Below are 24,549 nucleotides of genomic sequence, written 5' to 3'. Positions count from 1 at the left end.
ACCGCCCCCGGCTCAGCCCTTCCCGATCCTCGGCTCGGTGCCCGCGCGCAGCCGCGCGATATTGCTCCGGTGCCGCCACAGGATCAGCGCCGCCAGCGCGATGGCCAGCACCACCGCGCCGCCCTGCCCGAGGATCAGCATCCAGAGCGGTGCCGCCACCGCCGCCACCAGTGCCGCCAGTGAGGAAATCCGCATGAGCACCGCCGTGGCCAGCCATGTCAGGCACGCCGCGATGCCCACCGGCCATGCCAGCGCCAAGAGCAGGCCAAGGAACGTCGCCACCCCCTTGCCCCCGGCAAAGCGCAGCCAGACCGGGTAGCAATGCCCGAGGAAAGCCGCAAACCCCGCGATTTGCGCCGCGTCCTCGCCCGCCAGCGCCCGCGCCAGCAGCACCGCCACCGCGCCCTTGCCCCCGTCAAGCAGCAGCGTCAGCGCGGCGGCGGCCTTGTTGCCGGTGCGCAGCACGTTGGTCGCGCCGATATTGCCCGATCCGATCTCGCGGAGGTTGCCAAGCCCCATCAGGCGCGCCAGCACCATGCCAAAGGGGATCGACCCAAGCAGATAGCCGATCACGGCCCAGAGGCTCAGGATACTCAGCATGCTCTCGAATGGGGGCATCATCCGGCCTCGTAAACGCAGCTACCCGCGACATAGGTGGCACTCACCCTACCCTGAAGCCGCGCGCCGTCAAAGGGCGTGTTCTTGGATTTCGAGCGCAGCGCGAACCGGTCGAGGATGAACGGCCTGCCGGGATCGAACAGCACCAGATCGGCAGGCGCACCCACCGCCAGCCGCCCGCAATCCAGCCCCAGCCGCCGCGCCGGGCCAAGCGACAGCGCACGCCACAGCGTCGGCAGATCGAGCGCCTCGGCATGGTAAAGCCGCAGCGCGGCAGGCAACAGCGTCTCCAGCGCCACCGCCCCGCTCGCCGCCGCCTCGAAGGGCAGGCGCTTGCTCTCCTCGTCCTGCGGGGTGTGCATGGAACTGATGATGTCGATCAGACCCTCGCGCAGCGCCTCCGTGACCGCCTGCCGGTCTTCTTCGGCGCGCAGCGGCGGCTTGACCTTGAAGAAGGTGCGATAATCCGACACGTCAAGCTCGTTGAGCGTGAGGTGGTGGATCGAGGTTCCGGCGGTGATGTCAAGGCCATTGGCCTTGGCGCGCGCCAACGCGGGCAGCGCGCGCGCGGTGGTGATCTGATCGGCGTGATAGCGCGCGCGCGTCATCTCCAGCAGAGCAATATCGCGGTCCAGCCCCATCCGCTCGGCCATCGGCGACACGGCGGGCAACCCGCGCAAGCTCGCGAATTTGCCGCTCGTCGCCGCCGCCCCCGCGCTCAGCCCCGGATCCTGCACATGCCCGATCACCAGCGCGCCCAAGCTGCGCGCGTAGGTCAGCGCGCGGCTCAAAACCTTGGTATCGCTTACCACATGGTCGCAATCGGTAAACGCCACCGCGCCCGCATCCATGAGAAAGCCGATCTCGACCATCTCGCGCCCCGCGCGCCCCTTGGTGAGCGCGGCCATCGGCAGCACGTTGACGGGGGCGGCCTCGTTGGCGCGGCGACGCGCGAATTCGAGCACCTCGGGCGTGTCGATGGCGGGCAGGGTATCGGGGCGCGTGGCCATCGTGGTCACCCCCCCCGCCGCCGCCGCGAGACCGGCAGAACGATAGCTCTCCTTGTGCCGCTCGCCCGGCTCGCAGACCTTGACGCCGATATCGACGATACCGGGCGCGAGACACTGCCCGCCGCAATCCACCACCACCTCGGCCTGCGGCCTGTCCTCCCCCACCCCGCGCGCGGCAATCACGCCCTTGCCGGTCAAGAGCCAGCCGGGTCCATCCGTCCCCGTCTCGGGGTCGATCAGGCGGGCATTGATGAAAAGGGTTGTGGTCATTCGGTCCTGTCCTTGCCTTGTGCGCCGCTCATCCCGCCACCCATACCATCACCACCGTGAGCGCCACGATCACGGCAAGCGCCGCCATCGCGATCTTGCCGGACATGCGCGGGTCTTTCGGCTCCTGCATGGCTCAGCCCTCCCGCAGACCGGCGGCGGCACGAAGGCGTGCCTCGGTGCCCGCGCGGTCGGCCTGATACTTGATGAGGTGCTTGTCGCCCGAGCGGCTCACCACCTGCACCGCGCTTCCCAATCCCCGCACCGTCCTGATCTCCGAGAGCGGCACTTCGCGTGTCAGCGGTCCGAGCAGGCGGCGGTCGGTCATGTCCCAGCGCGCGCGCAACTCGTCCGAGGCCACATAAACCCCCCTGACCGCCACCGCCGCAAGCCCGCCCACGGCCCCGGTCCAGACATGGGGGTTGCCCAGCATCCAGAGCGCCGCCATCCCGAGCGCCATCGCCACCACCGCCAGCCAGGCGTGATCGCGCAGATAGGTCGCGCGGTCGGGGTGGAACGAGACCAGCACGCGCTCGCCCTCCTCAAGCGCGGTGGTGGGCGTCATCGAATGGATCGGGCCTTCGGTCATCGCGCCCCCGCCAGCCAGGCCACGATCCCGGCCAGCACGGCCAGCCCCGCGAAAAACCCGATTACCGCAAGCCGCGCGGGGCCTTTGCCGTCGCGCGCCTTTGCAGGGGGGGAAACGCTACCCGCCGCCCCGCCTGCGGGCAGCGGATCAAAGCGCACCGGGACGACATCCTCCTCGAACCGGGCCACGAGGCGCAACCCGCGCCCCACGCGCAACGCCATCGCCGCCCCGCCAAAGGCGCGCGACGGCAGGATAAGCACGCGGCCCGCCAGCCCGTCGATCTGCCCGCGCATCGGGTCCAGATCGGCCCGCGCGATCCCGTGCCCCTCGGCGAGGTAGTCAGAGAGCGGCATAGTGCCAAGATCGCCAAGGTCGAACAGCTCGATCTCATCTTCGCACAAGTCCCCCCCCGCCCCGAGCGCGGCAATCACCTCGGCATCGCTGAGCGGCGCAGCCCCGTCGATGACCGCAAAGACGCGCACCACATGCGCCTCATGCGCGGGAATATCCAGAACCGTGCTCATGCCGCGCGACGCGCTCGCAGACCCTCGGCCAGCAATTCCATCGCCGCCATGCGCACGGCCACGCCCATCTCCACCTGGTCGCGGATCACCGAGCGGTTGATGTCATCGGCGATCTCGCCGTCGATCTCGACGCCCCGGTTCATCGGGCCGGGATGCATCACGATGGCATCCTCCCCGGCATAGGCCAGCTTTTCGGCATCAAGGCCGTAGCGGTGGTAATATTCGCGCTCGCTGGGGATGAAACCGCCATCCATCCGCTCGCGCTGCAAGCGCAGCATCATCACCACGTCCACGCCCTCCAGCCCCGCCTTCATGTCGTCAAACACCTCGACGCCGAATTCGGCAATGCCTGCGGGCATCAGCGTCGGGGGGCCGACAAGGCGCACGCGGTTTTCCATCTTGCCCAGCAGGAGGATGTTCGAGCGCGCCACGCGGGAATGCGCGATATCGCCGCAAATCGCGATGTTGAGCCGGTGCAGCCGCCCCTTGGCGCGCCGGATCGTGAGCGCATCCAGGAGCGCCTGCGTGGGATGCTCGTGCCGCCCGTCCCCGGCGTTGAGCACCGCACACCGCACCTTCTGCGCCAAGAGGTCGACCGCGCCGGAATGCGGGTGGCGCACCACCAGCAGATCGGGATGCATGGCGTTGAGCGTCAGCGCCGTGTCGATCAGAGTCTCGCCCTTCTTGAGGGAACTCGCCTGCATCGCCATGTTCATCACATCCGCGCCAAGCCGCTTGCCGGCAAGCTCGAAACTCGCCTGCGTGCGGGTCGAGGCCTCGAAGAACATGTTGACCTGCGTCAGCCCGGCGAGCACGTCGCGATGCTTGGCCGCGCTACGGTTGAACGCAACATATTCGTCGGCCAGATCGAGAATGGCGGTGATATCGCCGGGCGCGAGCGGCTCGATCCCCAGAAGATGCGCGTGCGGAAATGACATGCCGCCTCCGATGCCGTTTCCATCGCTTATAGAAAGCCCGCCCCGCCGGGGCAAGCCACCGCTCCCGGCCTCATCTTGCCACAAATATCCGGCCCCGCGCGCGGCCATGCGGGGCGGCCTTCCCCCTTTCACCCGCCCGCCGCAACGGATAGCGTCACCGGCATGGAATCAACCCTCACCCCCGAGGCGGCGCTGGCAAGCCTCGCCTGGCAGATCGAGCTTGGCGCGACCGAGGCGATCGGGGATGCGCCAGTGGATCGCTACGCCCTGCCCGACCGGCAAGCCACCACCCCGAAACAGGCCACGCCGGCGCCTGCCGCAGCGGCAGAGCCACGGACACCCGAAACCACCGGGGACGATCCCGTGACCGCCGCCACCACGGCGTCGGCCGGTGCCACCACGCTCGACGCGCTGCGCGCAGCCCTTGGCACCTATCCGCATTGCGCGCTGCGGCACGGCGCGCGCAACCTCGTCTTTGCCGACGGTCTGCCCGGCGCGCGGGTAATGGTCATCGGCGAGGCACCGGGGCGCGAGGAGGATATCGAGGGCCGCCCCTTCGTGGGCCGCGCCGGGCAGTTGCTCGACCGGATGTTCGCGGCCATCGGCCTCGGGCGCGGCGCGACAACCCCGCAAGACGCGCTCTATATCGCCAATGTCCTGCCGTGGCGCCCGCCGCAGAACCGCGACCCCAATGCCGACGAGATCGCCATGATGCGGCCCTTCATGGCGCGGCATGTGGCGCTCGCAAACCCCGATATCGTGGTCCTCATGGGCAATATAAGCTGCGAGGCCGGGCTGGGGCGGCGCGGCATCACGCGGCTGCGCGGGCACTGGGCCGAGGCTTATGGCAAACCCGCGCTGCCGATGTTCCACCCCGCCTACCTCTTGCGCAACCCGGCGGCCAAGCGCGAGGCCTGGGCCGATCTGCTGGCGCTCAAGGCGCGGCTGACGGGGGGGGCATGATCGTCGATCCGCTCACCCTGCTGGCCTTCGTGCCCGCCGCGCTGGCGCTCAACCTCACGCCGGGGGCGGATATGATGTTCTGCCTCGGGCTTGGCCTGCGCGCCGGTCCGCGCCCGGCCATCGCCGCAAGCGCGGGCATCGGGCTGGGCGGCATGGTGCATGTCACGCTTGCCGGGCTGGGGCTGGCGGCGCTGATCGCCGCGCATCCGCTGGCGCTCGACGCGATCCGCTGGATCGGCGTGGGCTATCTTTTGTGGCTCGCGGTGCAGGCGCTGCGACAAGGACCGCTGCGCCCCGACGCCCCCGCGCTCGGGCCTGCGCGGGCGTTTCTACAGGGCGTGACGGTCAATCTCACCAACCCCAAGGTGATCCTCTTCGTGCTGGCCTTCGTGCCGCAATTCACCGATCCCGCCCGCGCGATCCTCCCGCAATTCCTGATTTATGGCGCGGTGCTGGCGCTGGGCGGCTTTGTCATCAACGGCGCTGTCGGGGTGTTTGCCGGGGGGCTGGGCCGCAGGCTCGCCACCTCGCCGCGGCTGGCGCGGGGGCTGGGGCTCGTCTCGGCCACGATATTCACCGCGCTCGCCGCGCGCCTTGCCCTCATGCAAAGGAGCTGACCCATGCCCCGCCTCGACGAAACCAAGGAATTCATCCCCGTGCGCATCGCGCTACTCACGGTGTCGGACACGCGCGACCTGACGCAGGACCGTTCCGGCGATGTGCTGGCCGGGCGGATCGAGGCGGCGGGCCATATCCTTGCCGATCGCATGATCGTGCGCGACGAGCGCGACCAGATCGCGGCGCATCTGCGCGAATGGGTAGCCCGCCCCGAGATCGACGTGGTGATTTCCACTGGCGGCACCGGTCTCACCGGCCGCGATGTCACCGTCGAGGCCCATCGCGATGTCTATGAGAAGGAGATCGACGCCTTCGGCACGGTCTTTACCACCGTCTCGATGCAGAAGATCGGCACCTCGGCGGTACAGAGCCGCGCCACCGGCGGCGTGGCGGGCGGCACCTATCTCTTTGCCCTGCCCGGCAGCCCCGGTGCGTGCAAGGATGCATGGGATGAAATCCTCTGCCACCAGTTCGATTACCGCCACCTGCCCTGCAATTTCGTGGAAATCATGCCCCGGCTTGACGAACACCAGCGCCGGAAATGAGCGCGGCGCGCGTGTAACCGGCGTCTTGGCTTGGCTTTTGCCGAGCAACGCTTAGATTTACCGAGGTCCGCAAACCTGCCGGACCGGTTGCACGAAAGGCGCGCGTCATGCGGTTTCTCCGCCAGGGTCTTATGGGGCTGTTGCTGCTGTCGCTGACGGCGGGCCTTCTGGGCTATGCCGGGCAGGTGCTGCGCCTCGCCGTCGAAGAGCGGATGACCCGCGAGGCCATGACGCCAGAGCGGCGCGAGCGCGTCTTCGCGGTGCGCACCGTCACGCCGGAGTCTGCCACCATCGCGCCAGAGCTCACCGCCTTTGGCCGGATCGAGAGCCGCCGGGGCCTCGATATCCGCGCGCAGGTGGCGGGCGAAATCATCGAGCTTGCCCCCGGCTTCAAGGAGGGCGGCACGGTCGAGGCGGGGCAATTCCTCGCGCGGATCGACCCGGCAGAGGCCGAGGATGCCCGGACCCGCGCCCGCATCGACCTTGCCGATGCCCGCGCCGAGGCGCGCGAGGCCGACCGCGCGCTGGCGCTTGCCCGTGATGAATTGGCCGCGCGCAAGGATCAGACGGCGCTTCAGAAACGCGCACTGGCGCGGCAGCGCGATCTTGAATCGCGCGGTGTCGGCACGCTCACCGCCGTGGAGGCCGCCGAATACAATGTCATGCAGGCGCAGCAGGCGGTGCTGGCGGGGCGTCAGGCGCTGGCCAATACCGAGGCGCGGGTGGATCAGGCGGCAACGGCGGTCTCGCGCGCCGAACTGGCGCTGGCAGAGGCCGAGCGGCGGCTGGCCGAGACGCGGATCACGGCGCGGTTCTCGGGGCGGCTGAGCGGTGTTACGGCAGTTGAAGGCGGGATCGTGGCGGTGGGCGAGATGCTGGCCCGGCTGGTGGACGGGCGCGCGCTCGAAGTGGCGTTCCGCGTCTCAACCGAACAATACGCGCGGCTGCTGGATGAGAACGGGGCGCTGCGCCCCCTGCCGGTTACCGCCACGCTGGAAAGCGGCGGCACCGATATCCGTGTGGGCGGGCAGATCGCGCGCGAGGCCGCGGCGCTGGCCGAGGGCGAAAGCGGGCGCATGATCTTTGCCGCGCTCGAGCGCGCCACCGCGATGAAACCCGGCGATTTCGTGCGCGTCACGGTAACCGAGCCGCCGCTTGCCGGGGTGGCACGGCTGCCCGCCTCGGCGCTGGGCGGCGATGGCACGGTGCTGGCGCTGGATGACGCCGACCGGCTCGAGGTGCTGCCGGTCACGCTCTTGCGGCGGCAGGGCAATGATGTGCTGGTCGCGGCCCCCGGCGTGGCCGGCCGCGAGATCGTGGCCGAGCGCAGCCCGGCGCTTGGCCCCGGCCTCAAGGTGCGGCGCATCGGCGTGGGCGCGGCGAGCGACGAGGGCACCGCCGGGACCGTCTCGCTCAGCGCGGACCGGCGCGCGCGGCTGCGCGCGCGGGTCGAGGCCGACCGCTCGCTGCCCGAGGACGAGCGCCGCCGCCTGCTCGCCGATCTTGCCCGCCCGCGCGTGCCCGCGCGCACCGTCGCGCGGATCGAAGCGCGCGCCGGGGGCTGAGGCACATGGCCGCGATCATCTCCTGGTTTACCCGCCACCGCACCGCCGCCAACCTGCTGTTGATCGTGCTGGTGGCGGCGGGGCTGCTCGCCGCGCCCAACATGCGCGCGCAGTTCTTTCCCGACGTGGTGGTGGATAATGTCACCGTCTCGGTCACCTGGGAAAGCGCCAGCGCCGAGGATGTGGACGCGGGCATCGTGCAACTGATCGAGCCTGCCCTGCTCGCGGTCGAGGGCGTGAGCGAGGCCCGCGCCACAAGCCGCGAGGGCAGCGCCACGATGGTGCTTGATTTCGAGCCGGGCTGGGACATGGGGCGCGCGGCGGACGAGGTCACGGCCGCGCTCGGGCAGATCACCGACCTGCCCGAGGACGCCGAAGAGCCGGTGGTGCGGAGCGGTGCCTGGCGCGACCGGGTGACCGATGTGGTCATCACCGGGCCGGTGGGCCTCGCGCAACTGGCCCGGATCGCGGATGATTTCGTGGCGCGGCTGTTTGCCGCCGGGGTCACGCGGGCGACCGTCTCGGGGGTGGCCACGCCGGAAACGGTGGTCGAGGTGTCTGCCCGCGCGCTCATCGCCCATGATGTGAGCATGGCCGATATTTCCACCGCCATCGCCGCGCGCGTGGATGCCGACCCGGCAGGCGACGTGACCGGTGCCCGCGCCCGGCTGCGTACCGGCACCGAGCGGCGCAGCCCCGCCGAGATCGCCACCATCCCACTGCGCCTGCGCCCCGATGGCTCGGCGCTGGAAATCCGCGATCTTGCCGAGGTGCGCGCGAATGGTGCCGACCGTGGCGCGGCCTATTACGTGGGCACCTCCCCCGCCGTCACCGTGCTGGTGGACCGCCCCGCCGAGGGCGACGCACTCGACGTGCAGGCACGGGTAGAGCGCATCGCGGGCGAGATGCTGCTGACCCTGCCCGAGGGGGTAGAGATCGACCTCGTGCGCACCCGCTCCGAGGCGATTTCAGGACGGTTGAAAATGCTGCTCGACAACGCCGCCACCGGGCTTGCGCTGGTGGTGGGGCTGCTGTTCCTGTTTCTCAACGCGCGCACCGCGTTCTGGGTAGCGGCGGGGATCCCGGTCGCGATGCTGGCGGCGCTGGCGCTCATGTATGCCGCCGGGCTCACGCTCAACATGATCTCGCTTTTCGCACTCATCATCACGCTGGGGATCGTGGTCGATGATGCCATCGTGGTGGGCGAACATGCCGATGCACGCCACCGCCGCTATGGCGAGCCGCCCCATGTGGCCGCCGAACGCGCCGCCGGGCGCATGGCGCTGCCGGTATTCTCGGCCACACTGACAACGCTCATCGCGTTTTTCGGGCTGGCGCTGATCGGCGGACGGTTCGGCAACCTCATCTACGATATCCCCTTCACCGTCATCGCCGTGCTGCTGGCAAGCCTTGTCGAGTGCTTTCTCATCCTGCCCAACCACATGGCGCACGCGCTGGCCAACGCCGCGCGCGAGCGCTGGTATGATATCCCGAGCCGGGTGGTGAACCGTGGCTTTACCGCGCTGCGCGACCGCGCCTTTCGCCCGCTGATCGGGCTGGTGATCCGGGCGCGCTACGCGGTGTTGGCGGGCGCGGTGCTGCTTTTGGCGACGCAGGTGGCAAGCGTGATGCGCGGCGACGTGACATGGCGGTTTTTCAACGCACCCGAGCAAGGCACCGTCACCGGCAATTTCGCCATGGCACCGGGGGCCACGCGCGCCGATACGCTGGCGCAAATGCACGCGGTCCAAGAGGCGGTGGCGGCCCTCGGGCAGGACTATGCCGCGCGCCACGGGCAAAATCCGGTGCGCCATGTGCTGGCGCAGGTGGGCGGCCATGCCGGGCGCGGGCTGGCCGGATCAGAGACCCGCGAGGCGGATTTGCAGGGCGGCATTTCCATCGAGTTGATCGACGCCGACCTGCGCCCCTATTCAAGCTTTGCCTTCCTCGCCGACCTGCAAGAGCGCGCGCCGCGCCTGCCCATGACCGAGGTGCTGAGCTTTCGCGGGGCGCGGTCGGGGCCGGGGGGCGATGCCATCGACATCGCCCTTTACGGGGCCGATGCGCAGACCCTCAAATCCGCCGCCGAGGCGCTCAAGACCCGGCTGGCGCGCTTCCCGGAGGTGTCGGCGCTGGAGGATACGCTCGCCTGGGACAAGGCCGAACTGGTGCTGGAGCTGACCGCTCACGGGCAGGCGCTCGGCTTTGATATCGACGCGCTGGGGCAGACCCTGCGCAACCGCGTGAACGGCATCGAGGCCGCGACATGGCCCGAGGGGCCGCGCACGGCGGCGGTGCGGGTGGAATTGCCCGAGGCGGATCTGTCGGCGGATTTCCTCGACACGATGATGGTGCGCAGCGACAGCGGCCATTACGTGCCCTTGGCCGATATCGTCACCGTCACCACGCGCACCGGCTTTGCCACCGTGCGGCGCGAGAACGGGCTGCGCCATGTCAACGTCACCGGCGATATCGCCGAGGACGACCCCGCCCGCGCCGCCGAGATCGCGCGCGCGCTCGACGAAGATATCTTGCCGCAACTTGCCGGGCTTTATCAGATCGACTACCGCATAGGCGGGCTGGGCGAGCAGGAAAGCGATTTCCTGGCCGATGCGCGGCTGGGTCTGATGCTCACGCTGCTGGGCATTTATCTTGTTCTGGCGCTTGTCTTTGCAAGCTGGGCGCGCCCGCTGGCGGTGATGGCGGTGATCCCGTTCGGCCTTGTCGGCGCGATCTGGGGGCACGCCTATTGGGATGTGCCGCTGTCGATGTTCTCGGTGGTGGGGCTTTTGGGCATGACCGGCATCATCATCAACGATTCCATCGTGCTGGTGACGGCCATCGACGGCCACGCAGAACGGCGCGGCCTGATCCCCGCCATCACCCTGGGCACGGCAGACCGGCTGCGCGCGGTGGTGCTCACCACGCTCACCACGGTGCTGGGCCTCGCGCCGCTCCTGATAGAGCGCTCGACACAGGCGCAATTCCTCAAGCCCACGGTCATCACGCTGGTCTACGGGCTGGGCTTCGGGATGCTGCTGGTGCTGATCCTTGTGCCTGCGCTTCTGGCCATCGGGCACGACCTTGGCCGCCCCTTCACCGCGCTGCGACGCGGCTGGCGGGCACCGCGCGGCTGGGTGGCGGCGCTGATGCGCGGCACCGGCGCGGCGCTGCTAGTATGGCTCATCGCCACAGTGGGCTGGGTGCTGGCCACCGGCGCGCTGCCCGCGCCGCTCTCCGGCCTCGTGCCGCTGTCGCCGATGGGCGCGGCGCTGGTGCTTCAGGCCGCAGGCAGCGCGGCGCTGGTGGCGGCGGTCTGGCTTGGCGCGATGGTCACGGCACGCGCGCGCCGCCAAAGCGGCTTGCGCCGCCCCTGATCCGGCGCTACGCGTGAGCCATGCGGATCGTGCGCGACCATAGCTTTGCCACCGAGGCCGACCGGGGTGCCTCGGCCGCCATCGGCAATTTCGACGGCGTCCACCTTGGCCATCGCCACGTCATCGAGATCGCGCGCCGCGCGGGCGAGGCGATCGGCGCGCCGCTGGGCGTGCTGACATTCGAGCCGCATCCACGCGCCTATTTCGCCCCCGAGGCCCCGCCCTTTCGCCTGATGGGGGCCGAGGCGCGCAGGCATCGCCTCGAAAAGATCGGTGTCGAGCGGCTTTACGAGCTTCCCTTCAACGCGGCGCTTGCCAGCCTCAGCCCCGAGGCCTTTGCCCGCGATATCCTCGCCTCCGGGCTGGGGCTGCGCCACGTCGTGGTGGGCGCGGATTTCTGCTTTGGCAAGGAGCGGGCGGGCAATGCCGCGATGCTCCGCGATTTCGGGGCCGGGATGGGATTCGGCGTGACCATCGCCGAATTGATCGAGGGCGCGGGCGGGCAGGTCTCCTCCACCGCGATCCGCGCTGCACTGACCGAGGGCCGCCCCCGCGACGCCGCCGCCATGCTGGGCCACTGGCACCGCATCGACGGCCCGGTGGTGGGCGGCGAACAGCGCGGCCGCACGCTGGGCTTTCCCACCGCCAACATGTCCATCGACGGGCTGCACCCACCACGGTTCGGGGTTTACGCGGTGCTCGTCGATGTGCTCGACGGGCCGCACAAGGGGCAGTATCACGGTGCGGCCTCGCTGGGCGTGCGCCCGCAATATCAGGGTGAAGAGCCCAATCTCGAAACCTTCCTGTTCGATTTCTCCGGCGATCTTTACGGCGCACATCTGTCGGTGGGGCTGGTGGAGTATCTGCGCGCTGAGGCGACCTTCGACAGCCTTGAGGCCTTCATCGCGCAGATGGAGGCCGATTGCGCCCGCGCGCGGCAAATACTGGCGGCGACATGACCGATACCACCGATCCCAAAGACCCCATCGACCGCACCGGCCTGCGCCCGCGCTATTGGGAAAGCGTGCCGCTCGACCGCATGAGTGTGCGCGAATGGGAGGCGCTTTGTGACGGTTGCGGCAAATGCTGCCTCAACAAGCTTGAGGATGACGAGACCGGCGAGGTGGCGCTCACCCGCGTCGCCTGCCGCCTCTTTGACGATACCACCTGCCGCTGCGGGCAATACGCCATCCGCCATCAATTCGTGCCGGAATGCATCTCGCTCAAGCCTCACACGATCGAGCGCCACGCCTATTGGCTCCCCTCGACCTGTGCGTATAAGCTCCTGCACGAGGGCAAGCCGCTCTATCCGTGGCACCCGCTGATCTCTGGCACGCCCCAGAGCGTGCACGCGGCGGGGGTCTCGGTGCAGCACCGCACGGTGCCGGAATTCGAGGTGCCCGAGGACGATTGGGAAGACCACATCATAGAGGAGCCCGGCGCATGAATTTCGCCTCAGACAATGCCGGCCCCGCGCTGCCACAGGTGATGGAAGCGATGATCGCCGCCAATACCGGCTTTGCTCCCTCCTACGGGGCCGAGGCGCTGATGGACGAGGTGCGCGACCAGCTGCGCACGCTGTTCGAGGCCCCGCAGGCCAGCATCTACCTCGTCGCCACCGGCACGGCGGCCAACGCGCTGGCACTCGCCACCCTGTCGGAGCCGTGGCAGACGGTGTTCTGCACGCCGCTTGCGCATATCCACACCGATGAATGCAACGCGCCCGAATTCTTTACCGGCGGGGCCAAGCTGAGCCTTGTCGGCGAAGGCGACAAGATGACCGCCGAAGACCTGACGCGCGCCATCGCCGCCTGGCCCGCAGGCGACGTGCACAACCCGCAGCACGGGCCACTGGCGCTCACCCAGGCCACCGAACGCGGTCGCGTCTATAGCTGCGCCGAGATCGCCGCGCTCTGCGACGTGGCCCGCGCGCATCGCCTGCCCACCTATATGGACGGCGCGCGCTTCGCCAATGCGGCGGCGGCGCTGGGCTGCACCCCCGCCGAGATGACGTGGAAAGCGGGCGTCGACGCGGTGAGTTTTGGCGGCACCAAGAACGGCTGTCTGGGCGTCGAGGCGGTGATCTTCTTCTCGCCCGAGAATGCCTGGGAATTCGAGCTCCGGCGCAAGCGCTCGGCGCATCTGTTTTCCAAGCACCGGTATCTGTCGGCGCAAATACTGGGCTATCTCTCGGAGGAGACCTGGCGCGAGGCGGCGCAGACCGCCAATACCCGCGCGGCGCGGCTGGCCCACGGGCTGCGCGACGTGCCGGGGGCAGAGTTGGTGCATCCCCGCGAGGTCAACATGATCTTTGCCCGCCTGCCGCGCGCCACCCATCAGCGGCTCCGGGCTGCGGGCGCGGCCTATGCGCTCTACGAGGGGCCGCTCGAGACCGGCCCGGAGGACGAGCCGCTGATGGCGCGATTCGTCTGCGACTGGTCGGTGGGCGAGGACGAGATCGACCGGTTTCTCGACCTGGCTACGGGCTAGGGCAGTTTGCTAAAAGGCGAGGCCCGCTTCTGAGCGGCTCGAACACGTGGAATCAGTGGATTAGAACGGGTCGCCAAGCCCGAGCAACAGACGGCGGCGGCTGGCCACGATTTCGCGGCGGCGGCGCAAATGGTGCACCTGAAAGCTTTCGGCGACATATTCGATATGCCGCGCGGCGGCCTCGGCGGCGGTGTCTGGCTGGGCGTCAAGAATCGCCTCGGCGATGGCGCGATGCTGATCGAGCAGCGCCTGCCCGGTGCCGTCGATGGCGCGCAGGTAATCGCGGTTGTAGAATACATGGCTGCGCATCAGCGCATAGATCGAGCGCATGGTGTGGACCATCAGCGAATTATGCGAGGCATCCACAACCGTCTGATGAAAGCGCACATCCGCCTCCATCGAGGCGGTGCGGTCATCGGCATCGTGGGTGCGCTCAAGTTCGGCCACGGTTTCGCGCAGGGTCTGGCAATCCTCGTCGGTGGCGCGTTCGGCGGCGAGGGCGGCGGCAAAGCATTCCTGTTCGCGGCGAAATTCGAGGTAATCGCGGAACGCGGCCTCGTGTTTGGAATAGAGACGGGTCAGCGCCGGGCTCATGGCCGCGCCGATCAGATCGGCGATGAATGTGCCCTCTCCGTGGCGCACGGTAACAAGGCCGGCCTGCTCCAACTGCTTGATCGCCTCGCGCAGCTTGGGGCGTGAAACCCCCATCGACAGGGCAAGCTCGCGCTCGGGCGGCAGGCGCGTGCCCTCGCGCAGCACGCCGCTGACGATCATTTCCTCGATCTGGTCCGCGATGGTCTGAGCAAGCCCCTCATGGTCGACACGCTCAAACGGGCTGATCGAATCGCTGGGCATCGAAATCCTGTCCTTAGCGGGGCATGGCCCCGGTTGGCGGCTGTGGTTGAGTGTCGCAGTCGGCGCACTGGTGGTAAAGTAAGTTATCCTTTGCGGCCTGCCAAGCCGTGAAATGACCGGCGTTGTGGGGATGCGTTGATCGAGGAGGCGATCCCTGGTGCCGGACTGGGATCGACGGGCACAATCATGTTTATCCTGTCCGTCGTGTTCCTGTTGGGCTTCGTGCTGTTGCAATTGACCGGCTTGCCACTTGTGTTCCTGTAGCCTGCGCTGGCAACATGGTTGCCATCGGTGGCCTATTGAGCGGGGCTGATACCATGACCAATGACCAACTGATCGCGGAGTTGCGCCGCATCGTCGGGCGGCGGCATTGCCTGACCGGCGAGCGGCGGACCGAGCGGTTCCGCAAGGGCTATCGGTCGGGGGAGGGGGATGCGCTCTGCGTGGTGCAGCCCGGATCGCTCTTGGAGCAATGGCAGGTGTTGCAGGCCTGCGTGGCCGCCGACAAGATCGTGATCCTGCAGGCCGCCAATACCGGCCTGACCGAAGGATCGACGCCCAAGGGCAAATATGACCGCGACGTGGTGCTGATCAACACGCGGCGGATGGACCGGCTACACACGATCAAGGGTGGCGCACAGGCGCTGGCCCTGCCCGGTGCGACGCTGTTTGCGCTGGAAAAGCTGCTGAAACCCATGGGGCGACAGCCGCATTCGGTGATCGGCTCGTCCTGCATCGGGGCCTCGGTCATGGGCGGCGTGTGCAACAATTCCGGTGGCTCGCTGATCGAGCGGGGACCGTCCTATACCGAATTGTCGCTTTACGCGCGGATTGATGCGGGCGGGCGGCTGGAGCTGGTCAATCACCTTGGCATCCGTTTGGGCGACACGCCCGAGGATATCCTGACGCGGCTGGAGGCGGGTGATTTCACCGCCGCCGATTTCGAGCCGACCAACAAGAAAGCATCCGATACCGATTACATCACCCGCGTGCGCGATGTAGAGGCCGACACGCCCGCGCGGTTCAACGCCGACAAGCGGCGGCTTTATGAGGCGGCGGGATGTGCGGGTAAGCTGGCGGTGTTTGCGGTGCGGCTCGATACCTACCCCATCCCCGAGAGCGAGGCGACCTTCTATATCGGCACCAACGATCCCGGTGAATTGACCGCGCTGCGCCGCCATATCCTGCGCGAATTCGATCATGTGCCGGTCTCGGGCGAATACATGCAGCGGGCGTGTTTCGACATCTCGGACCGCTATGGCAAGGATACGGTGCGGATGATCGGCTGGCTTGGCACCGACAAGCTACCGATGTTTTTCGCGCTAAAGGGCGCGTTTGACGCGCGGTTCAACAAGTTCCGGCTGACGCGGGGCCTGACCGACAGGGTGATGCAGCTTTTTGCGCGGCTGACGCCCGATCACCTGCCGCGCCGCCTGCGCGAGTGGCGCGACCGGTATGAGCATCACCTTATTCTGAAAATGCGCGATGGCGGGATCGACGAGGCGCGCCGCTTTCTGGCGGAGTTTTTCCGCGCGCGCGACGGGGATTTCTTTGAATGCACCCCGCGCGAGGCGAAACTGGCCGGGCTCAACCGCTTTGCCGCGGCCGGGGCGGCGATCCGCTATCAGAATATCCACCGCGGCGAGGTGGAGGATATCCTTGCCCTCGATATCGCGCTCCGGCGCAATGACGAGGATTGGCTGGAACGCCTGCCGCCCGAGATCGACGCGCAGATCCTCCACAAGCTCTATTACGGGCATTTCTTCTGCCATGTCCTGCATCAGGATTACATCGTGAAGAAGGGGGCGGATGTGGCCGCGCTCAAGGCGCAGATGCTGGCGCTGCTGGATGCGCGCGGCGCGCAATACCCGGCGGAGCACAATGTGGGCCATCTTTATGCGGCCAAGCCCGATCTGGCGGCGCATTACCGGGCGTGTGACCCGACCAACAGCCTCAATCCCGGCATCGGCAAGATGTCGCGCTGCAAGCATTACGGCGAGGGCGCAGAGGCGCATAAAAATATGGTTGAACATTGAACTATATTTTTCAGCTATGCATAAAGCGCCACCCCGATATGTATTGGACGGCCTAACTCGACGGGCGCAGGGCCGTTATTACCCCACGTCACCAGAATAATGGTTTAACGTTGAACAAACTGGCGCATCAGCGCCGCATTGGAGGAGAAGGGGGAGAGATGACACATATCCCGGACATGGACCCGGTCGAATCACGCGAATGGCAGGACGCCATCGAGGACGTGATCGAACGTGACGGCGCGAACCGCGCGCATTACCTGCTGGATAAGGCGGTGCAATCCGCGCGCGCGGCGGGGGCGAACCTGCCGTTTTCGGCGACCACCCCCTATCAAAACACCATCCCCGCCGACGATCAGGCCGATTTTCCCGGCGATCTGGAGATGGAATGGCGCATCCGCACCATCAACCGCTGGAACGCCATGGCCACGGTGGTGCGCCGCAACAAGGAGTCCAGCGAATATGGCGGGCATATCGCCTCTTTCGCGTCCTCGGCGGTGATGTATGACATCGGGCTGAACCATTTCTGGCGCTCGAAATCGGCCATTCACGGCGGCGATCTGGTGTTCTTTCAGGGTCACGTGATCCCCGGCATCTATGCGCGGTCGTTCATGGAGGGGCGCATCAGCGAGGCGCAGCTTGAGAATTTCCGCTCAGAGGTGAATGGCGGGGGCCTTTCGTCCTATCCGCACCCGTGGCTGATGCCGGATTACTGGCAGTTCCCGACCGTCTCGATGGGATTGGGGCCGTTGATGGCGATCTATCAAGCGCGGTTCATGAAATACATGCACAACCGGGGCCATATCGACATGGCCGACCGCAAGGTGTGGTGTTTCCTGGGCGATGGCGAGATGGATGAGCCCGAAAGCCGGGGTGCGATTGATCTGGCCGCGCGCGAGGGGCTCGATAACCTGATTTTCGTCATCAACTGCAACCTGCAACGGCTTGACGGGCCGGTGCGCGGCAATGGCAAGATCGTGCAGGAGTTGGAGGGCGATTTTCGCGGTGCCGGCTGGGAGGTCATCAAGCTCTTGTGGGGCAAGGGCTGGGATGAGCTTCTGGAACGCGACACATCGGGCCGCCTGCGCCAGTTGATGGACGAGACGGTGGATGGCGATTACCAGACCTTCAAGTCGAAGGATGGCGCCTATATCCGCAAGCATTTCTTTGGCAAATACCCCGAGACCGCCGCGCTGGTCGAGGACTGGACCGACGATCAGATCTGGGCGCTGCGCCGGGGCGGGCATGATCCGCAGAAGGTCTATACCGCGTTCAAGCGCGCGACGGATACCAAGGGGCAACCCACCTGCCTGCTGATCAAGACGGTCAAGGGCTACGGCATGGGCAGTGCCGGTGAGGGGCAGAACACCACCCACCAGCAAAAGAAACTGGCCGAGGATCAGCTGCGCGCCTTCCGCGACCGCTTTCAGATCCCCATCAGCGACGAGGACCTGCCGAAAGCACCCTTTGTCACGCTCAACAACGCGCAAAAGGCCTATCTGGCGGATCGGCGCAAGGCATTGGGCGGCGATTTCCCCAAGCGCACGACCGACGCGCCCAAGCTGACCATCCCGCCGCTTGACGCCTTCAAGGCGCAGTTGCAGGGCACCGGCGCGCGCGAGATTTCCACCACGATGGGGTTTGTGCGCATCCTGACCACGCTTTTGCGCGACAAGAACATCGGCAAACACGTGGTGCCCATCGTGCCGGATGAGAGCCGCACGTTTGGGATGGAGGGCCTCTTCCGCTCGGTCGGCATCTACAACCCGCAAGGGCAGACATACACGCCCGAAGACCGCGATCAGATGTCCTATTACAAGGAATCCGAAAGCGGGCAGGTGCTGCAAGAGGGGATCAACGAGGCCGGTGCCATGGCCGACTGGATCGCCGCAGCGACGGCCTATTCCAATCACGGCGTGGCGATGATCCCGTTCTTCATCTACTATTCGATGTTCGGGTTCCAGCGCATCGGCGATCTGGCCTGGGCGGCGGGCGACAGCCGCGCGCGCGGCTTCATGCTGGGCGGCACGGCGGGGCGCACGACGCTGAATGGCGAGGGGCTGCAACACGAGGACGGGCACAGCCACATCCTTGCCTCGACCATCCCCAACTGCGTCAGCTACGATCCCACCTTCCAATACGAGGTGGCGGTGATCGTGCAGCACGGCCTCAAGCGGATGTATGAGCAGGGTGAGGACGTTTATTTCTACCTCACCCTGATGAACGAGAATTATGCCCATCCCGATATGCCCATGGGCGTGGAGGAGGACATCATTCGCGGGCTTTACCGGCTGCACAAGACCGCCAAGCCGGGCAAGAAACACGTCAACCTGCTGGGCTCGGGCACGATCCTGATGCAGGCGATCAAGGCCGCCGAAATGCTGCGAGAGGATTTCGGGGTCACCGCCGATATCTGGTCGGTGCCATCCTTCAACGAGTTGGGCCGCGATTGCGCCGATGTGGCGCGGTGGAACCGCCTCAACCCGCTGGAGGAACCGCGCGAGGCGTTTGTCACGACGCAGCTAAGCCAGGCGCAAGGCCCGTTCATCGCCGCCACGGATTACATGAAGGCCCATGCCGATCAGATCCGCGCAGGCGTGCCGGGGCGCTACACGGTGCTCGGGACCGACGGGTTTGGCCGCTCTGACAGCCGGGTGAACCTGCGCCGGTTCTTCGAGGTGGACGCCAACCATATCGCGGCGGCGGCGATGACCGACCTTTACCGAGAGGGGGCCGTGACCAAGGCGAACCTGCAAAAGGCGCTCACGCGCTACGAGATCGACGGCGCCAAGCCGAACCCGCGTCTGGTGTGACGTGAGCGAGAGGAGACAGAGACAATGACACAAGACGTGACAGTTCCCGACATCGGCGATTTCAGCGATGTTCCCGTGGTCAGCATTCTGGTGAGCGTCGGCGATACCGTCGCCGCCGAGGACCCGCTCATTGAATTGGAGAGCGACAAGGCAACGATGGAAGTGCCCTCGCCCGCCGCCGGTGTGGTCAAGGAGATCAAACTTGCCGAGGGCGACCGGGTGTCCGAGGGCGCGCTGATCCTGATCCTTGAGGGTGCCGGGGCAAGTGACGCGCCCAAGCCCGAGACCCCCACTGTGGCCCCTGCCCCTGCCCCCGCCGCAGCACCCGCCCCGGCGGTGACCGATGCGGGCTTTGGCAAGGCCCATGCCAGCCCCTCGGTGCGCGCCTTTGCCCGCCAGCTTGGGATTGATCTGGCGCAGGTCAACGGCTCGGGCCGCAAGGGCCGCATCCTGCGCGAGGACGTGACCAAACAGCTCAAAGCCACCGCTGCCCCCGTGGCCAGCGGCGCGCCTGCGGGCGGCATGGGCATTCCCCCCATCCCGGCGGTCGATTTCTCGAAATTCGGCCCTGTCGAAGATGTGGAAATGCCCCGCATCAAAAAGCTGAGCGGCCCCGCGCTGCACCGCTCCTGGCTCAACATCCCGCATGTCACGCATAATGACGAGGCCGACATCACCGATCTCGATGCCTATCGCAAGGAGATGGACACCCAAGCCAAGGAAGACGGCTATCGCGTCACGCTTCTGTCCTTTGTGATCAAGGCGAGCGTCTCGGCGCTCAAGACGCATTGGGAATTCAATTCCTCGATCCACCCCGATGGCGACAAGCTGATCAAGAAATCCTATTACAATATCGGCTTTGCCGCCGACACGCCCGGCGGCCTCATGGTGCCGGTGATCAAGGATGCCGATCGCAAGGGGCTGGTGGAGATATCCAAAGAGCTGATGACGCTCTCCAAGGCCGCCCGCGATGGTGAGTTGAAATCCAAGGACATGCAGGGCGCGACCTTCACCATCTCCTCGCTTGGTGGGATCGGGGGCACGTCGTTTACCCCCATCGTCAACGCGCCCGAGGTGGCGATCCTTGGTCTGACACGCTCCAAGATCGCGCCGGTCTGGAACGGCAGTGAATTCGCGCCGCGCCTGATGCAACCGCTCTCGCTCAGCTATGACCACCGCGCGGTGGACGGGGCCTTGGCGGCGCGCTTTTGCGTGACGCTCAAGGGCCTGCTCGGCGATATGCGCAAGTTGATGTGGTAAGGAGAGAGAACATGGACATCAAAGTTCCCGATATCGGTGATTTCTCCGACGTGCCGGTGGTCTCGATCCTCGTCAGCGTCGGCGATACCGTCGCCGCCGAAGATCCGCTGATCGAGCTGGAAAGCGACAAGGCGACGATGGAAGTGCCCTCGCCCGTCGCGGGCAAGATCACGGACATCAAGGTTGCCGAGGGCGACAAGGTTTCCGAGGGCACGCCGATCATGGTGATCGAGGCGGCAGGCGCGGCAGAAGAGGCCCCCAAGGCAGAGGCCCCCAAAGCCCCCGCCCCGCAAGCGGCCACCGGCACGGCCACGGGCAAGGGCGACAAACACGCCGAGGTGGTCGTTCTGGGCTCCGGCCCCGGCGGCTATTCGGCGGCGTTCCGGGCTGCCGATCTGGGCAAGAAAGTCATCCTGATCGAGCGCAACCCCACGCTTGGCGGTGTCTGCCTCAACGTCGGCTGCATCCCCTCCAAGGCGCTGTTGCATGCCGCCAAGGTCATCACCGAGGCCGAGGAGATGGCCAGCCACGGCATCAGCTTTGGCAAGCCGAAGGTTGACCTAGACGCGCTGCGCGGCTGGAAAGACAGCGTTGTCGGGCAGTTGACCGGCGGGCTTGACGGGCTGGCACGCGCGCGCAAGGTCGAGGTGGTGCGCGGCACGGGCAAATTCACCGGGTCGAACATGATTGAGGTTTCGGGCGAGGACACCACGACCGTGTCGTTCGATCACTGCATCATCGCCGCCGGGTCCGAGGTGGTGAAACTGCCCTTCATCCCGCATGACGACCCGCGCGTGATCGATTCCACCGGCGCGCTGGAACTGGCCGATATCCCCAAGCGGATGCTGGTTCTGGGCGGCGGCATCATCGGGCTGGAAATGGCCTGTGTCTATGACGCGCTTGGCGCGCAGATCACCGTGGTCGAGTTGATGGATCAGCTTATGCCGGGTGCCGACAAGGACATGGTCAAGCCATTCCACAAGCGGGTCGAGGGGCGCTATGAGGCGATCCGTCTCAAGACCAAGGTGACGGCGGTCGAGGCCCTCAAGACGGGCCTCAAGGTCACGTTCGAGGACGACAAGGGCGAGGTCACGACCGATACGTTCGACAAGATCCTTGTCGCCGTGGGGCGCAAGCCCAATGGCAAGCAGATCGCGGCCGAGGCGGCAGGCGTCGCGGTGGACGAGCGCGGCTTCATCGCCGTGGACGGCCAGCAACGCACCAATGTGCCCCATATCTTTGCCATCGGTGACGTGGTGGGCCAGCCGATGCTGGCACACAAGGCGGTGCACGAAGGCAAGGTCGCCGCCGAGGTCTGCGCCGGTGAAACCCGCCACTTCGACGCCCGCCTCATTCCGTCCGTCGCCTATACCGACCCCGAGGTGGCGTGGTGCGGCCTGACCGAGACCGAGGCCAAGGCCAAGGGGATCAAATATGAAAAGGGCGTGTTTCCCTGGGCGGCCTCGGGCCGGGCGCTGTCGAACGGGCGCTCCGAGGGGATAACCAAGCTCTTGTTCGATCCCGAGGATGACCGGGTGATCGGCGCGGCGATCACCGGCACCAATGCGGGCGATCTCATCTCCGAGGTGGCGCTGGCCATCGAGATGGGGGCGGATGCGGTGGACCTTGGCCACACCATCCACCCGCACCCGACCCTGTCGGAAACCGTGAACTTTGCCGCCGAAATGTTCGAGGGCACGATCACCGACCTGATGCCGCCGAAAAAAATGAGCCGGTGAACCGTCTTGACCAGCGGCAGCCCGTGACGCGTTAACCACGCTGTTCCGTGCTCGCGCGATTTTGTCACCGCCACGGCGGCGGGTTGGCGGCGGGTTGACGGTGTCATGGCTGATGCTTGTCGGTGGCCTCATGGTCTATGAAAGGGCCCGGTATCGCGATATGTCCAGACTGGCCGACCCAGACCCGGACCGCGTATAAACGCCGGGAAACGGAGCCACTGATCATGCTGCAAAACGTCTCTCTCAAAGCCCGAACCGGCGGACAGGTTCTCGTCGATCAGCTTTTGCTGCATGGGGCCGATACCGGCTACTGCGTGCCCGGCGAAAGCTATCTCGACGTGCTCGACGCGCTTTATGACGTGCAGGACAGGTTCACGCTGATAAATGCCCGCCACGAGGCCGGAGCGGCCAACATGGCCGAAGCCTATGGCAAGCTTACCGGCAAGCCGGGGGTCTGCATGGTCACGCGCGGGCCGGGGGCCTGTCACGCGGCCATTGGCGTGCATATCGCGCGGCAAGACAGCACGCCGATGATCTTGCTCGTGGGCCAGATCGCCCGCGACACCACCGACCGCGAGGCGTTCCAGGAAATCGACTATCGCGCCATGTTCGGCTCTGTCGCGAAATGGGCAACCCAGATCGATGACCCCCGCCGCGTGCCGGAATACATCGCCCGCGCCTTTCGCGTGGCAACCTCGGGCCGTCCCGGCCCCGTCGTCGTGGCCCTGCCCGAGGACATGCTGACCGAGGTGGTCACGGTGGCCGATGCGCGCCCCTATACCGCCACCCGTGCAGACCTCTCGACAGACGGCCTCGACGCGCTCAAGGCCGAGATCGCCCAGGCACAGCGACCGCTGCTGATGCTGGGCGGGTCCGGCTGGTCCGACAGGGCCGCGGCAGCCATCACCCGGTTTGCCGAGACCAACCGCATTCCCGTCACCTGCTCTTTCCGGCGGCAGGACATCGTCAATAACCTGTCCCCGGTCTTTGCCGGTGATTTCGGCACCTCCACCGCCCCCAGCCTCTACGAGCACCAGCACGAGGCCGATCTGCTGATCGTGATCGGCGCGCGGCTCGGAGAGATGACAACCAAGGCCTATACCACCATCCAATCCCCCAACCCGCAAATGCGGCTGGTGCATGTCTATCCCGATCCCGACGAGATCGGGCGGGTCTATGCGCCCGATCTGGGTATCGCGGCGGCCCCCGAATCGGTTGCCGCCGCGCTGGACGGCGTTGATCTCGGCCAATCGCAGGCCTGGGACGGCTGGTGCTCCCGCCTGCACGAGGACTACCTCGCCGACACCACGGCCCCCAACGGCGGCGACTGGGCGCTCGACATGGGCGTGGCGCTTTGCCAAATGCGCGACAGCCTTCCCGAGGATGTTGTCGTGACGCTTGACGCGGGCAACCATACCGGCTGGGCGCAGCGGTTCCTGCGCTTTGGCCGCCCCGGACGGATCATCGGCTCGACCTGTGGTGCGATGGGATATTCCGTGCCCGCCGCCGTCGCCGCCTCGATCGCCAACCCCGATCGCTTGGTGGTGTCCTTTGTCGGCGACGGCGGCGCAATATGGCGGGCGGCCCATTGTTTTGCTGTTCAACAACGGCATCTACGGCACGATCCGGATGCACCAGGAACGCGATCACCCCGAGAGGATTTCGGGCACCACGCTTGAAAGCCGCGACTTCGTGAAGATGGCCGAAGGTCTGGGCGCCCATGCCGAGCAGGTCACGAGGACCGCCGATTTTGCGGCTGCTTTCGCCCGTGCCCGCGACAGTGGTCGCCCGGCGCTGATCGAACTGGTGACCGACCCGGAACATATCTCCACCCGCACGACCATCAGCAAGTTGCGCGAGAGCGCGCGCAGGAAAGCTGATGGTGCTTAGCGTTGAGGGGGGGCGGCGAGGACCGGTTCTGTTGCAAAGATTTTAGGTTTGAGGTTGGCCCAGCATTATACATTGCCTTAGAAGGTGACGTCGCAGCGATGGTTGGATGGGTACGATGGTTGACTTCAAGGGCGCGCATTATCCGAAATCGGTGATCGTCTCCGCGGTATTTTTCTATGTGCGCTACCCTGTGTCCTATCGCGACGACCTCGAAGAAATCATGGAAGACCGCGGTGTCGATGTTGACCACGCAACCCTGAACCGTTGGGTAGTAAAGTACTCCCCATTGATCGCAGCGAAGGCCCAGGCGAAAAAGCGTCCGATGGCCATTTCATGGCGCATGGACGAGACCTATATCAAGGTGCGCGGGAAGTAGATGTATCACTATCGTGCCGTGGATCGGAACGGTCGAACCCTTGATTTTATGCTGTCTGAGCATCGCGACAAAGCTGCCG

At 66.6% G+C, this 24,549-nt stretch carries 19 protein-coding genes and 2 pseudogenes; 15 read left to right on the top strand and 6 right to left on the bottom strand.

The annotated features are described in order from the left end of the window. Positions 1-12 precede the first annotated feature (12 nt). The 5 genes from plsY to ABIE58_RS15575 form a co-directional block, all read right to left on the bottom strand. Positions 13-618 (bottom strand): glycerol-3-phosphate 1-O-acyltransferase PlsY, encoded by a 606-nt coding sequence (gene plsY / locus ABIE58_RS15595; RefSeq protein WP_354545631.1) that lies wholly within the window; start codon positions 616-618, stop codon positions 13-15. Continuing rightward, positions 618-1,898, bottom strand: coding sequence for a dihydroorotase (gene pyrC / locus ABIE58_RS15590; RefSeq protein WP_354545630.1), 1,281 nt, complete (start codon positions 1,896-1,898; stop codon positions 618-620). Before pyrC ends, plsY begins: the two co-directional genes overlap by 1 nt. Before the next feature lie 133 nt (positions 1,899-2,031). Continuing rightward, positions 2,032-2,484 carry a hypothetical protein gene (locus ABIE58_RS15585; protein WP_354545629.1) on the bottom strand — a complete coding sequence of 151 codons (453 nt, stop codon included), beginning with the start codon at positions 2,482-2,484 and terminating at the stop codon, positions 2,032-2,034. Then, complete coding sequence (locus ABIE58_RS15580) at positions 2,481-3,008, bottom strand: hypothetical protein (RefSeq protein ID WP_354545628.1); 528 nt, start codon at positions 3,006-3,008, stop codon at positions 2,481-2,483. The genes ABIE58_RS15585 and ABIE58_RS15580 overlap by 4 nt, the downstream gene beginning before the upstream one ends. Further along, positions 3,005-3,946 carry an aspartate carbamoyltransferase catalytic subunit gene (locus ABIE58_RS15575; RefSeq protein WP_354545627.1) on the bottom strand — a complete coding sequence of 314 codons (942 nt, stop codon included), beginning with the start codon at positions 3,944-3,946 and terminating at the stop codon, positions 3,005-3,007. The genes ABIE58_RS15580 and ABIE58_RS15575 overlap by 4 nt, the downstream gene beginning before the upstream one ends. A 162-nt stretch (positions 3,947-4,108) precedes the next feature. Between ABIE58_RS15575 and ABIE58_RS15570 the strand changes: the two genes are divergently transcribed. The 8 genes from ABIE58_RS15570 (at position 4,109) to ABIE58_RS15535 (ending at position 13,504) form a co-directional block, all read left to right on the top strand. Further along, positions 4,109-4,909: a uracil-DNA glycosylase gene (locus tag ABIE58_RS15570; protein WP_354545626.1), complete on the top strand. Its 801-nt coding sequence runs from the start codon at positions 4,109-4,111 to the stop codon at positions 4,907-4,909. Further along, on the top strand, positions 4,906-5,526 hold the full coding sequence (locus ABIE58_RS15565; protein ID WP_354545625.1) for a LysE family translocator: 621 nt from the start codon (positions 4,906-4,908) through the stop codon (positions 5,524-5,526). Before ABIE58_RS15570 ends, ABIE58_RS15565 begins: the two co-directional genes overlap by 4 nt. Before the next feature lie 3 nt (positions 5,527-5,529). Beyond that, positions 5,530-6,072, top strand: coding sequence for a molybdenum cofactor biosynthesis protein B (moaB, locus tag ABIE58_RS15560; protein WP_354545624.1), 543 nt, complete (start codon positions 5,530-5,532; stop codon positions 6,070-6,072). Positions 6,073-6,179: 107 nt separating this feature from the next. Beyond that, positions 6,180-7,637, top strand: coding sequence for an efflux RND transporter periplasmic adaptor subunit (locus tag ABIE58_RS15555; RefSeq protein WP_354545623.1), 1,458 nt, complete (start codon positions 6,180-6,182; stop codon positions 7,635-7,637). A gap of 5 nt (positions 7,638-7,642) precedes the next feature. Then, positions 7,643-11,014: an efflux RND transporter permease subunit gene (locus tag ABIE58_RS15550; protein WP_354545622.1), complete on the top strand. Its 3,372-nt coding sequence runs from the start codon at positions 7,643-7,645 to the stop codon at positions 11,012-11,014. A gap of 20 nt (positions 11,015-11,034) precedes the next feature. Next, positions 11,035-11,973 (top strand): bifunctional riboflavin kinase/FAD synthetase, encoded by a 939-nt coding sequence (locus tag ABIE58_RS15545; protein WP_354545621.1) that lies wholly within the window; start codon positions 11,035-11,037, stop codon positions 11,971-11,973. After that, the gene (locus tag ABIE58_RS15540; RefSeq protein ID WP_354545620.1) at positions 11,970-12,461 is read left to right on the top strand and encodes a YcgN family cysteine cluster protein; all 492 of its coding nucleotides are present in this window, start codon (positions 11,970-11,972) and stop codon (positions 12,459-12,461) included. Before ABIE58_RS15545 ends, ABIE58_RS15540 begins: the two co-directional genes overlap by 4 nt. Next, positions 12,458-13,504 carry a threonine aldolase family protein gene (locus ABIE58_RS15535; RefSeq protein ID WP_354545619.1) on the top strand — a complete coding sequence of 349 codons (1,047 nt, stop codon included), beginning with the start codon at positions 12,458-12,460 and terminating at the stop codon, positions 13,502-13,504. The genes ABIE58_RS15540 and ABIE58_RS15535 overlap by 4 nt, the downstream gene beginning before the upstream one ends. Positions 13,505-13,564: 60 nt before the next feature. Here the strand turns inward: ABIE58_RS15535 and ABIE58_RS15530 are convergent, their stop codons facing one another. Further along, the gene (locus tag ABIE58_RS15530) at positions 13,565-14,359 is read right to left on the bottom strand and encodes a FadR/GntR family transcriptional regulator (RefSeq protein WP_354545618.1); all 795 of its coding nucleotides are present in this window, start codon (positions 14,357-14,359) and stop codon (positions 13,565-13,567) included. 135 nt (positions 14,360-14,494) lie between these two features. On the opposite strand from ABIE58_RS15530, the gene ABIE58_RS15525 reads away from it, so the two are divergent. The 7 genes and pseudogenes from ABIE58_RS15525 to ABIE58_RS15495 form a co-directional block, all read left to right on the top strand. Beyond that, on the top strand, positions 14,495-14,623 hold the full coding sequence (locus ABIE58_RS15525) for a hypothetical protein (RefSeq protein WP_354545617.1): 129 nt from the start codon (positions 14,495-14,497) through the stop codon (positions 14,621-14,623). A 53-nt stretch (positions 14,624-14,676) separates the two neighbouring features. Continuing rightward, positions 14,677-16,395, top strand: coding sequence for a D-lactate dehydrogenase (dld, locus tag ABIE58_RS15520; protein WP_354545616.1), 1,719 nt, complete (start codon positions 14,677-14,679; stop codon positions 16,393-16,395). A 158-nt stretch (positions 16,396-16,553) separates the two neighbouring features. Then, a complete protein-coding gene (gene aceE, locus ABIE58_RS15515; protein WP_354545615.1) occupies positions 16,554-19,205 on the top strand; it encodes a pyruvate dehydrogenase (acetyl-transferring), homodimeric type in 2,652 nt (883 codons plus the stop codon). 24 nt (positions 19,206-19,229) lie between these two features. After that, positions 19,230-20,465: a dihydrolipoyllysine-residue acetyltransferase gene (locus ABIE58_RS15510; protein ID WP_354545614.1), complete on the top strand. Its 1,236-nt coding sequence runs from the start codon at positions 19,230-19,232 to the stop codon at positions 20,463-20,465. 11 nt (positions 20,466-20,476) lie between these two features. After that, entirely contained in the window at positions 20,477-22,204 is a 1,728-nt protein-coding gene (gene lpdA / locus ABIE58_RS15505) for a dihydrolipoyl dehydrogenase (RefSeq protein ID WP_354545613.1), read from the top strand. 137 nt (positions 22,205-22,341) lie between these two features. Continuing rightward, a pseudogene (locus ABIE58_RS15500) lies at positions 22,342-24,094 on the top strand (thiamine pyrophosphate-binding protein). Between the two features lie 115 nt (positions 24,095-24,209). Then, positions 24,210-24,549, top strand: a pseudogene (locus tag ABIE58_RS15495) (IS6 family transposase); the annotation flags it as partial.

The organism is Roseovarius sp. MBR-78, assembly GCF_040547535.1.
Lineage (GTDB): Bacteria > Pseudomonadota > Alphaproteobacteria > Rhodobacterales > Rhodobacteraceae > Roseovarius.
This window is presented reverse-complemented; position numbering and strand designations above follow the sequence as displayed.